The following is a 10,597-nucleotide window of genomic DNA, read 5'->3' as shown; positions in this document are numbered from 1 at the left end:
TTGCGACGGCATGTGTTACCAGCGAATTGGACAGTCTCTCGGCGCCACCAGACCGACTGAGCCCGCAAGCAGTTGCGGACGCTCCCGATGCGGCCGCCGCGCTCTCGGTGGGCGCCGCTGCCGTTCTCGGGGCACCGCCCGCCGCCGCCGACCCGGTCACTGGGGCGCCGTTTCCCTCAGCGTGTGGGGCAACGTCTATGCGTTTTCGGTCAACCACCCGACAGAAGCCGACGCCATTCGAGCCGCCGACCGAGCATGCAAGGGTCAAGGCATCATCGACTGCCGGATGATGGTGACGTTCGCGAACGGCCGCGGTGCAGTCGTGACGAGTCCGCTCGCGATCGTCGCAGGGTTCCCGATCGTGGGCTTCGGTAAGGGGGCGACCCCGGGGGAGGCATACGCAGACGCCACCCGCAACCTCCCCACCGGCACCGGAAGCGTCGGCTCGTTCAATCGCGAACACGCCTGCACCCAGCCTTGACCTAGTTCCAGCACGGTCCTCGGCATGTGCGTGCCTTCGGCTGGTTGCGGATAGCCACCGCCAGTTGATTTTCCGCCGCACCGCGCTGGCCGGTTCGATCAGCGCGGTATGCGGCGTGTCGGTGCGTTGCCGGAGTCGGCTGCGGCCACCTCGCTCTGAGCAATCGGCGAGGTCGCGACGCCGCACCTTGTACGGCCGGTGATCACTGGGAGGGAGTGGGGACTCCGGAGTCTGGCGCAACCGTCAATCTCATGAACGTGTGCCGCCCGAGTAGCGCCGGAACCCAACGCCGACCCGGTTGCTCGAACACGAGTCGAAACTTGCGCAGGACAACTCGCGGAGGAAGTGTCCACTTCGTCATAGGGCGGAATTCGTAGCGAGCGAAGTATTCGGGCTTTGCGGTGGCAAGCCACACAAAGGTGGCCCCCGAACGTGCTGCCTCGGTCAAGCACGCCCGCATGAGCAGCGCGCCCACGCCTCGGCTGTGCGCGACCGGCTCGACCGCGACCGCCAAAATCTCCGCATTCGCGCGTGTATGGCGGTGGAGCGCCGCGCACCCCACCGGACGCCCATCCTCCGTCGCGATCACGAAGTCGTCGAGATCGCGGCGAATCCGACGGGCGGATTGCTGAAACAGCGACGTGTCGGCGGCATTCGCGGCGAGCACTCGCCGAATCGCTCCGATATCCGCCTTGTTCGCCCATCGCACCGACACGGTGTCGAATCCATTCCCCACAAACCGGATTCAACCACGACACACACCGCCCAAAGGTACGAACATCGGCATTTCAGTGCATCGCGGATACCGAAATGGTCTCGGCCCGTTGACCTTCCGCGAAGCGGCGTGGCCGTTTCGAACCGAGCGTGACGTGGCACGAGGACGCCACCGGTCGCGATGCGGGATTCATCTGTCGCGGGTCACCGCCTATACGACCAGCCCAACCTGCCTCGGAATCACCCGCAGAAGTGAACTTTTCATGCAATCCTCGGGTGGATTTGCGGGAAGTCCGGCGGGGCGGGCAATGGATTGCACGATAGGTTCACCTCCCGTGCGTGCACGGTCATCGGCATTTCAGTGCGGCAGGCAGACCTCGGATCCATAGCGCCCGTTGATCTTCCGCTGAGTCGCACTGGCCGTTTCGGTCAGTGCGCCATGCGGCATTACCGGTCGTTCTGTTCGGCCTGGTCGACGGTGGGGACGACGCGGGGCGGCTCCTGATCGAGGTGGGCCAGGAACTCGATGGTGCGCTGCCAGGTCAGCTCGTTGGCGTGGGGGTCGAAATCGGGCAGGGTGTTGTCGGTGTAGAAGTGTCCCGCACCGGGGTATGTGTGAACCGTTGCCGCGGTCCCGTGGCGCAGGGCGGCGGCGCGCCAGGCGGCCAGCCGTTCTGCCGACACGAACACGTCGGGTTCGGCGATGTGCACCTGCACGCCTGCGTGGGTTTCGAGCGGAATGTCGGCGAGGGCGTGGATCAGCAACACGCCCGCGGCGGCCGGGCGCGATGGCAGGACGTCCTCAATGATGCCGCAGCCCATGGAAAAGCCTGCCAGCACCGTGGTGTCGGGAAGCCCGGCCAGCGCTTCGAGCGCACGCGCGACGATCGTGCCCCACCCAATGCGGTCCTTCAGCGCGAACCCCGCTTCCAGCGTCGAGGCGACCTGCCCGGCGTACAAATCCGGGACATGTACCTCATGCCCGAGATCCCGCAACCGTCCCCCGGCCTCCGTTTCGACGCTGCGCAAACCGTAGACCGAATGGAACAGCGCGATCGTCACCACCGCCCTATCATTGCCGATCACACTATCCGCCCGCGAGACAACCGATCATCGGCAATATGGTGCGTTCGACCGGCGCCCGGACACACACGGCCAGTTGATCTTCCCCCAGACCGCGCTGGCCCGGTTCGATCGGCGCGGGATGCGGCAGTTCCGGACGTTCTCGCCGACGGCCACGCCACGAGGTAGAGGCGCTACTTGTCGTCGGTTCTATCGCGCTGAATGCGCTGGAAACTCTCGGCGATCCGCCGGAGGTACTCGCCGTACTCGGGTGAATCCAGTTCGAAGCCTTGCTGATTCCAGCGATGAGCGCTCCATCGGTCATCGATTTCGGCGTGATGGATTGCCCGCAGCACCTCGGGTCGATAGATCAGCGCCACACGCCAATTGCCGAGGTATCGGGCCTGGATATGGGCGGTGACGTACCGGCGGCGGTGAGCCGTGCCGACAACGGTCACCACCTCATGACCCTTCCCTGCGAAACCGCCGATCACATGAAGCTTCGCGCCAGCCGGGAAGATCTTGTGGCTGCGCAGTTCAGCGTTGGGACCTGACTCCTTGTACGGGTACGGCAACAACGACGCGACCACGCACCACTCGGGTCGAACGGCATCATCGCTCACAGCCTCAAGATATCGGCCCACCTGGTGAAACTCAGGCATTGATCCCCGGCACCCAGCCGTGGCGCTGTCCGGCGTAAATGCCCTTGTAGCGGCAATATCGTGCGTTCGCCGACGGTTGCGGCAGCATCATTGAACAGCTTGATCAGCCACGTAGTAGCGGCTCCGGAATCGGCGTGTCACACACATGGGCGCATCCAGGTGTCAAAGAATCTGGGCTATGAGCACCTACGGGACAGCGGTCATTGCCGATACCGAAACGCAAGATCAGGCGCAGGCCGTCATCGCGAACCTCAAGAATCTGGCGGCGCTAACAATCGACCAGCACTCGCTCAAGCCAGTGGCTCAAGTCGGACAATGCTGGCGTGCAAGCGGATATGTCGGAATGTCGGTTGCCGAGATGGTCGGAACTGGTCTTTTCGCGGGAGTCACGACCGGTCGTGCCGTGGTCGCCGACGATATGGACGAGTTCGGCGGGTTGTGGACGGCATGGCGGGTAGATGGTGCCGAGCCAGCGATCATCTACCGCAAGTACCTCTCGTCACCCGATGGCAGCGTGGATCCGACCCTAGCCACCACCGATCGTGCGGGGATCGACGCGGCGCTGGAAATGGCCCGGCTATGGGACGCGGACCCGGCGGCGGTTACGGCCGTCGAGTCGCAATTCGACGAGATGTCGCAGTCCCTGGGACGGGTCGGCACACCGTTCATGCCTTGGCTCAATGCGTTGGGCCTTGAATGGCCGGTCTAATTCTCTCCCACACTCACGATGCTGCTGGCATGAACGAACGCTGTCGGCGACCGTGAGGCGCTCTGCCTGTTGACTTTCCGTCGCTCTGCGCTGGCCGCTATGGTCCGCTCGGCATACGGCAATATCGTGCGTTCGCCGGCCTCGGATGTCCACCGCCGGTTGATCTTCCGCCGTAGGGTGCTGGCCGGTTCAGCCCGAGCGGTCAGCGGCAAGAGAGTGTGTTCGCCCGGTGCGAGGGGTTACGTCGTCACGATCGGTTCGAGGAGCACGATCGGGATGATGCGGGGATGCGCGAGACGCTGGAAGAATTCGTAGCCGGGATAGGCCGACAAACAGATGGGCCACAACACATCTCGTTCCGAGCCGCTCGCCATATGCGCAACGACGCGGCGCGTCTGGGAACCGATCTGGATCGTAGTCTCCGGGTGGGCCAACAGATTGTGGAACCATGCCGGGTTGGTCGGCTGGCCGGCCTTCGAGGCCACGACCGCGATCGAGTCGCCGTCCTCGTAGTACATCACCGGCGATGTCCGACGCACTCCGGACTTCGCGCCGACGTGATCGAGCAGCAGAATCCGGGCATTCGGCCACCCCGGAAGGTGACCACCAACCCGACCGCCGAACCGGCGATACAACGCGACATGCAGTCTCGTGGAACGTCGACCCAGGTAGACCCCGCGACTATTGGCGAACCGCGAACCCAACTCCACCAGCCGCCCCATCGAAGTCGGAACTGTCTGTGCGGCAACGCCCGCTTTGTCGGTGTTGGCCATCGTGCCCCCCGTCTACAGCTACTACGGCCGATAGTAGAGCGTTTCCGGCTCGCCCGGAAGGCAATCAGCCGCAAAGGCGCCCGAACTGCATTCGGCATGTCCGTGCGTCGAGAAGCCGTGTAGACCAAGAGATCTGGATGGCTGTCCAACACGCGGGTCGCGGCAAGAGCGGACACTTCAGATTCTTCGATGCCCCCTGTCCGATTAATATCCAACGATCTAGGTGCAGTGTCGATCTCGGACGGAACAGAAGGTGCTTACATATGGCTAGCGCAACTACCATCGGCGAGCTGGTAACCCTCTACAACCAATTGGACGGCGAGAGCGCCTACCCAGAGGCCACCGCGCAGGCCCTATCCGCCGCGGCCGATGGGAATCCAGAGCTCCTGGACAACCTGGCGGCTCATCTCCCGCCGGATGTCCAGGCTGCCCTTACAGCTCTCACGAACAGCTGAGCCCGCAACGCGACGTTGACCTTCGGGCGTGAGGCGTGGCCGGTTCGAACCGCGCGCAACGCGGCATTCAGTGCGTTCGACCAACCTCGGATCGTCACGGTCGGTTGATCTTCCACCGCATCGAGTGACCGGTTCGGTCAGCACGCCACGCGGCATTTCCGGGTGTCGAGCTGGCACCGTCAAGCAAAGTCATCTGCCCTGGTAGCGTCCATTTTCATGCAGCTAGTCGATCTTGTTGCGCGGGCCTCGGCAATGGGCGCGACCCTCGGACTTCCCGCGTCGACAGCCGAACTCACGGCCGCCGAGACCCGGCTGGGAATTCGCTTCGACATCCAATACCGGCAACTGATGTCGATCTGCAGCGGCATCGAAGGGCTCGAAGCGTTCCTGTACCCGGCAGACGAACTCGGCACCTCATCGCGTTGGCTGGCCTCGACCTCACAGCTCGAGATCGAATACTTCCAATACCAACCGACCTTCGAGACCCGCGGCGGCGAAACGATCGAACCAATATTCAACCCAGCACCCGCAGGCCGCGCGCATGTCCTCATCGGCGAGACCGAGCTGAGCCCGAGCTCACTGGTGTGCAATTTCTCCGTCTCCGATCCCGATGCTCCCCCCGGCGATATCGCCGATTGCCGCTATGAGCCCGACATTCTCGGAGACCTCACCGCGACACTGGCGCGTCTGCTCGACCGGTACGAATACCTCCGGCGCGACGACTCGACTGATCCCGCCCAACATGATCGCGCCGACGTGCACTTCCAGGCGGCTCGCCTGCTCCGCGGTATCGCGGAGCAGAACCGCGCCACGATTCGGCACGCATTGTCGACCCGATGGCGCGCCGAGTTCGACCGGCGCCCTGGACAATCCGGTCTCAACATGTTGCGCAAGGCAGTGCTGTGGGGTGGTGCGGCGCAACCCACCCTCGAATCCCTGGAATACGACCTCTGGGACGACGCTCCCCACACCGTGTGTGCCACCGTCAACGCACCGTCCGGCTGGGTCGAAACTCAGCGTGAAGTCGTGATCGGAGTCGTCAAGGAGAACACGGTCTGGCGGATCGATTCCTGGGCATGGAGGGATATCGCCTGATTCACCCGAGATGACGGCTGACGTCCTTCTGGCCACCGCGCCTGACAGGAAACGGGCCCTCGAGAGCGAGCGAGCTGCCCACCCTCCGACCCGCAGAAGGTGGGCGGCTTCGTTGCGCGGTCCGGAAGTTTGCACGTTATACCGCTTTTGGGCCCGAACGCCCCAGAAGACTGCCGTTGGGCCCTGTCCGCCGGAGATCGCACGGAGTTTGCTGATCGCGTACGCATAGATCAACGAAAGGCCCGCCATGACTCTGCTACTGACAGTACTGGTCATCTATGCGGCGTGCTCGGTGCCGATCGCCCTGCTCCTGGCTCGCATGTTCCGGGCGCCGCGGGCGCTCGGACGATCGGCGGCACCTCGCACCCGCGCCGGCCAGGACCCGAACCGGTAACAGTGCGTGGGGCGATCCGGCGAGTTGGTTCGTTCTGCCGAACATCCGCCACGACCGCCGCGGATTCCGCCAGAACCAGCCGCTCCTGGCAACCGAGGAGGTTCACCGGCTGCCCAGTCGGCGTGGCGGCGACGCGCCCGACCGTGCATGCGATGGTCTACAGGTTTGACGGATGCCGTTGCCACAGAACAGCTCTCAAGTGCCCGTCGGCCCCCACGAGTGTGTCGAGACACGAACTCGGAGCCGAATGGCTTCAAAACGGACAACTCATTTCCGGGTAGTCCGAGAGAGATCGTCGGGCCGATCGGATTCGTCCGCGCGGGGTGCGGCATTTCCGTACGTTCTCACCGAGAGCTATGCCACGACCTATGGGGCGCTACGCGTCGTCGGTTCTGTCGTGCTGAGTGCGCTGGAAGCCCTCCGCGATCCGCCGGAGGTGCTCGCCGTACTCGGTTGAATCGAGTTCGAAGCCTTGCTGATTCCACCGGTGAGCGCTGCACCGATCATCGATCTCGGCTTGATGGATCGCCCGCAGCACCTCGGGCCGATAGATAAGAGCCACACGCCAATTGCCGAGATATCGAGTTTGGATGTGGGCGGTGACGTACCGGCGGCGGTGAGCCGTGCCGACAACGGTCACCACCTCATGACCCTTCCCTGCGAAACCGCCGATCACATGAAGCTTCGCGCCAGCCGGGAAGATCTTGTGGCTGCGCAGTTCAACGTTGGGACCCGACTCCTTGTACGGGTACGGCAACAACGACGCGACCACGCACCACTCGGCCCGAACAGCATCATCGTTCACGGCATCAAGTCGGCTCTGCCGGTTGACGTTCGGCCGACCCGCGCCGGCCGGTCCTGACGTGAACGCTTTGGTGGTGAGGAAAACCCCGCGCGCCGCGCCCACGCGAGCACTGCGACCGCCGCGCGCCGCAGTGCTCGCTTCTCACCAACGGGGTCTACCGCCGAAAGAGATTGTCAGTAGGAGGCATTGGCCCCGTACTCGGCCTGGGCGCGCGTAAAGCCTTCGTACACCAGCTGATCGATGAGTCCGGACCGAGAGAAGGAGGTGTACTCGAGGTACTGCTTGGCACTCTTCGCCGCCTGCTCGTTCCAGTCCACATTCAGGCTGTCCACTGCGAACGTAGCGTCTGCGGTGGAGAAGTCTTCGTACTCGAGTCGGTGAATCAGACCGCTGCGGGAGAAGGCAGAGTAGTCGAGGTACTGCTGGGCGGACCGGATGGCGTTGCGCTGGCTGGAGGGGATGTCCTGCTTGGCCGGGGAGAATTCCGAACGGCCGGTTGATCTTTCGCCGTGCGGCGCTGTCCGAACTGCGCAGCGCGCCGCGAGGCCGAGGCCGAGCTATGATCACGTGGTCGCGAAAAGCGATGTTCTGTGGGTTCCTCCCTAGGACATCGTTCGTACATCGATCCGGATGGTTCTGATCGTTGAGCGTCTCCTTGCCGAGACCGGGCATCCCGTCCGCTCCCGGCACTGACCATCCGCCGGCACGCGTCGGCGCGACACAGGAGCGCATCATGCAGAAGACCATTGCCATTGTCGGAGCCCTGCGTGTCAGGGTGAGGTGAGTCCACCGGCTCGGAGCCAATCGGGTAGATGCAGGGCGAGAGACGGATCGATATTTCATGACCAGGACAAGCACCACGGTGGCCGAAGGCCACAATGGGCGGATGGGTTCTCGAGGGCCGCGTGGTGACGAGCCGAAGCGGCGGCGTGCGTTCAGCGCGGCGGACAAGTTGGCGTATCTGCAGGCCTACGAGCAGGCGATCGAACACGGCGACGGTGGCGGGTATCTGCGGCGAGAAGGGCTGTATTCCTCGCAGATCAGCGAGTGGCGCAAGCAACGCGACGCGGGAGTCCTGTCCGGGAAGAAGCCGGGCGAGAAGGTCGGCAAACTCACCGCCGAGCAAGCCGAAATCGCTCGCCTGACAGCGGAATTGGCGCGTGCGAACAAACGCCTCGTTACCACCGAGGCCGCCCTGGACATCATGGGAAAAGCACACGCTCTCTTGGAATCTCTCTCCGAGAGAGCGGATTCGCAAGAGAAGCGCAGACAGCGCTGACCACCGCGTACACGTCGTTGACCGAGGTCGGAGCCGGAACTCGGCGTGCGGCGGTGTTGACCGGGCTGGTGCGTTCCACCGCGATCCGCCGCCGCAACGCGGCCGCGGGACCGAGTTCGGTTTTTCGGCAACCGGTTTCGGATCCGGTGAACAAGCTCTCCGAGTTCGAGCGCCGCAAGATCTTGGAGGTGCTGGGCAGTCCCGGGTTCGTCGATCTGGCGCCGTTGCAGGTCTTCGCTCAGCTCCTGGACGAGGGCACCTACCTGTGTTCGGTGTCCACGATGTATCGGGTGTTGCGGGAAAACAAGCAGGTCAAGGAGCGTCGAAGGTTGGCGCGCCATCCGAGCAAGGTGTGTCCGGAGTTGGTCGCCACCGCACCGAGGCAGGTGTATTCGTGGGACATCACCAAGCTCGCGGGCCCGGTCAAGGGACAATATTTCGATGCCTACGTGATGATCGACATCTACTCCCGCTATATCGTCGGGGTCCATGTCCACAATCATGAATCCGGTGTTCTGGCAACAGAATTGATGAAGGAGATCTTCGGAGTCCACGGGATCCCGCAGGTCGTGCACGCCGATCGGGGCACCTCGATGACCAGCAAAACCGTCGCCGCTCTACTGGCCGATCTCGAGGTCACCCGCTCGCATTCACGACCGCGGGTGTCCAATGACAACCCCTACTCCGAAGCACTGTTCAAGACCCTGAAATACGGGCCGGAGTTCCCCGAACGCTTCGGATCACTCACCACCGCAAGAGGATTCATGGATTCCTTCGCCGACTGGTACAACCACGAACACCGCCACACCGGCATCGGCCTACACACCCCCGCCGACGTCCACTACGGGCTGGCCACCGACAAGGCCGCCGAACGGGCAGCCGTGCTCGCCCAGGCCCGCGCGCGGCACCCACACCGCTTCGGCACCACAACGACACCGAAGATCCTCGACCTACCCGACACCGCCTGGATCAACCGACCAACCCAAGACACCACCCAGGAGACCGACACGACAGCCGCTTAACACCCGCTGGACTCATCCACCTTGAAAAATTCCGGAGCGGGACTGGGCGGGTTGACGCTCGCTCGGGTACTTCAGGCTCACGGCGTCGCCGCGACGATCTACGAGGGTGAGGCTTCGGCGACGACCCGGACACAGGGTGGCCTGCTCGACATCCATGAAGAGACCGGACAGGTCGCGCTGCGTGCAGCCGGTCTGTACGACGAGTTCCTCACTCTGATCCGCCCGGGCGAGGACGCCAAGCGGGTGGTCGACCGCCACGGCACGATTCTGTTCGATATGCCCGCGGACCGTGGTTCGGTGCGTCCCGAGGTGGACCGTGGCGAACTCAGGCGCCTGCTCATCGACTCACTGGCGCCCGGGACGATCAGGTGGGGTCACCAACTCGCCTCGATCCGGCACCGTGTGGAGGGCGGCTACGACCTCACCTTCGCGGAAGCTCCCGCCACACACACCGACATCGTCATCGGCGCGGACGGTGCCTGGTCGAAGGTGCGTCCGCTGCTCACCCCCGCCATGCCTCTCTATAGCGGAACCTGCTTTGTCGAGATCGCTCTCGGCGCAGGCGAACAGAACTGTCGGGCGAGCGTGGCCGCGATCGGCAGCGGCACTCTGATGGCGGTCGCGCCGGGCAAAGGCATCATCGCCCATCGCAACGCCGACGGGCGTGTGTCCGGATACGTGGCGTTGAACAAGCCCGAGGAGTGGATGAGGTCGATCGACTTCGGCGACCCGTCCGCGGGCCTGCGTCGACTTGCCGACGAGTTCGATGGCTGGTCGCCGCTGCTCACCGCCTTCGTGACCGAGAGCGATGCGCAACCGTGGCTCCGACCCATCTATGCCCTGCCCGTCGGGCTCGAATGGGGCAGGGTGCCCGGTGTGACACTGGTCGGCGACGCCGCGCATCTGATGTCGCCCTTCGCCGGCGAGGGCGCGAACCTCGCGATGTACGACGGTGCTGACCTGGCGCGCAAGCTGATTGAGCAGCCCGACATCGAAGGCGCGCTCACCGCCTACGAAGAGAGGCTGTTCGTGGGTAGTAGCGACGCCGCCGGCCGCGCGGCGGACAACCTGGAGATCTTCTTCGGCCCGCAAGCACCGCACAGCGTAGTCACTCTGTTCGACCACTTCTGACCCTTGAACCGCCTG

The 10,597-nt window shown here is 64.1% G+C and carries 11 protein-coding genes and 1 pseudogene; 6 read left to right on the top strand and 6 right to left on the bottom strand.

The features are described 5' to 3' along the window. The first annotated feature begins 10 nt into the window (after positions 1-10). Positions 11-481, top strand: coding sequence for a DUF4189 domain-containing protein (locus OHB26_RS33580; RefSeq protein ID WP_330185861.1), 471 nt, complete (start codon positions 11-13; stop codon positions 479-481). Positions 482-683: 202 nt separating this feature from the next. Here the strand turns inward: OHB26_RS33580 and OHB26_RS39795 are convergent, their stop codons facing one another. The 3 genes from OHB26_RS39795 to OHB26_RS33570 form a co-directional block, all read right to left on the bottom strand. Beyond that, positions 684-1,190 carry a GNAT family N-acetyltransferase gene (locus OHB26_RS39795; RefSeq protein ID WP_442943057.1) on the bottom strand — a complete coding sequence of 169 codons (507 nt, stop codon included), beginning with the start codon at positions 1,188-1,190 and terminating at the stop codon, positions 684-686. A 452-nt stretch (positions 1,191-1,642) separates the two neighbouring features. Further along, a complete protein-coding gene (locus tag OHB26_RS33575) occupies positions 1,643-2,260 on the bottom strand; it encodes a dienelactone hydrolase family protein (protein WP_330181267.1) in 618 nt (205 codons plus the stop codon). 191 nt (positions 2,261-2,451) lie between these two features. Further along, complete coding sequence (locus tag OHB26_RS33570) at positions 2,452-2,880, bottom strand: hypothetical protein (protein ID WP_330181266.1); 429 nt, start codon at positions 2,878-2,880, stop codon at positions 2,452-2,454. 217 nt (positions 2,881-3,097) lie between these two features. On the opposite strand from OHB26_RS33570, the gene OHB26_RS33565 reads away from it, so the two are divergent. Next, positions 3,098-3,628: a hypothetical protein gene (locus OHB26_RS33565; protein WP_330181265.1), complete on the top strand. Its 531-nt coding sequence runs from the start codon at positions 3,098-3,100 to the stop codon at positions 3,626-3,628. 239 nt (positions 3,629-3,867) lie between these two features. Here OHB26_RS33565 and OHB26_RS33560 read toward each other — a convergent pair whose 3' ends face one another. Next, the gene (locus tag OHB26_RS33560; protein WP_330181264.1) at positions 3,868-4,401 is read right to left on the bottom strand and encodes a nitroreductase family deazaflavin-dependent oxidoreductase; all 534 of its coding nucleotides are present in this window, start codon (positions 4,399-4,401) and stop codon (positions 3,868-3,870) included. A gap of 263 nt (positions 4,402-4,664) precedes the next feature. On the opposite strand from OHB26_RS33560, the gene OHB26_RS33555 reads away from it, so the two are divergent. Beyond that, complete coding sequence (locus tag OHB26_RS33555) at positions 4,665-4,856, top strand: hypothetical protein (protein ID WP_330181263.1); 192 nt, start codon at positions 4,665-4,667, stop codon at positions 4,854-4,856. A gap of 216 nt (positions 4,857-5,072) precedes the next feature. Further along, positions 5,073-5,951 (top strand): SMI1/KNR4 family protein, encoded by an 879-nt coding sequence (locus OHB26_RS33550; RefSeq protein WP_330181262.1) that lies wholly within the window; start codon positions 5,073-5,075, stop codon positions 5,949-5,951. 770 nt (positions 5,952-6,721) lie between these two features. Here the strand turns inward: OHB26_RS33550 and OHB26_RS33545 are convergent. Together OHB26_RS33545 and OHB26_RS39790 are read right to left on the bottom strand one after the other, a co-directional pair. Beyond that, complete coding sequence (locus OHB26_RS33545) at positions 6,722-7,252, bottom strand: hypothetical protein (protein ID WP_330181261.1); 531 nt, start codon at positions 7,250-7,252, stop codon at positions 6,722-6,724. 71 nt (positions 7,253-7,323) lie between these two features. Then, positions 7,324-7,629 (bottom strand): annotated as a pseudogene (locus tag OHB26_RS39790) (Ltp family lipoprotein); the annotation flags it as partial. Positions 7,630-8,036: 407 nt separating this feature from the next. Here OHB26_RS39790 and OHB26_RS33530 point away from each other — a divergent pair. Both OHB26_RS33530 and OHB26_RS33525 read left to right on the top strand, forming a co-directional pair. After that, positions 8,037-9,451, top strand: a protein-coding gene (locus OHB26_RS33530; RefSeq protein ID WP_330185432.1) for an IS3 family transposase whose coding sequence is annotated in 2 segments (ribosomal slippage) — positions 8,037-8,409 and positions 8,409-9,451 — 1,416 coding nt in all. Because the reading frame shifts where the segments join, the coding sequence is not laid out codon by codon here. 21 nt (positions 9,452-9,472) lie between these two features. Beyond that, positions 9,473-10,582, top strand: coding sequence for an FAD-dependent oxidoreductase (locus OHB26_RS33525; RefSeq protein WP_330181259.1), 1,110 nt, complete (start codon positions 9,473-9,475; stop codon positions 10,580-10,582). The last annotated feature ends 15 nt before the right edge of the window (positions 10,583-10,597 follow it).

The sequence above is a fragment of the Nocardia sp. NBC_01503 genome, assembly GCF_036327755.1.
Classification (GTDB): Bacteria; Actinomycetota; Actinomycetes; order Mycobacteriales; family Mycobacteriaceae; genus Nocardia.
The sequence above is the reverse complement of the archived record's forward strand: the minus strand, read 5'-3'. Positions and strand labels throughout refer to the sequence as shown.

Excerpts from the sequence above, each read along its gene's own strand:
- OHB26_RS33555 (WP_330181263.1), top strand. The coding sequence starts at position 4,665 with ATGGCTAGCGCAACTACCATCGGCGAGCTGGTAACCCTCTACAACCAA.
- OHB26_RS33560 (WP_330181264.1), bottom strand. The coding sequence starts at position 4,401 with ATGGCCAACACCGACAAAGCGGGCGTTGCCGCACAGACAGTTCCGACT.
- OHB26_RS33565 (WP_330181265.1), top strand. The coding sequence starts at position 3,098 with ATGAGCACCTACGGGACAGCGGTCATTGCCGATACCGAAACGCAAGAT.
- OHB26_RS33550 (WP_330181262.1), top strand. The coding sequence starts at position 5,073 with ATGCAGCTAGTCGATCTTGTTGCGCGGGCCTCGGCAATGGGCGCGACC.
- OHB26_RS33580 (WP_330185861.1), top strand. The coding sequence starts at position 11 with ATGTGTTACCAGCGAATTGGACAGTCTCTCGGCGCCACCAGACCGACT.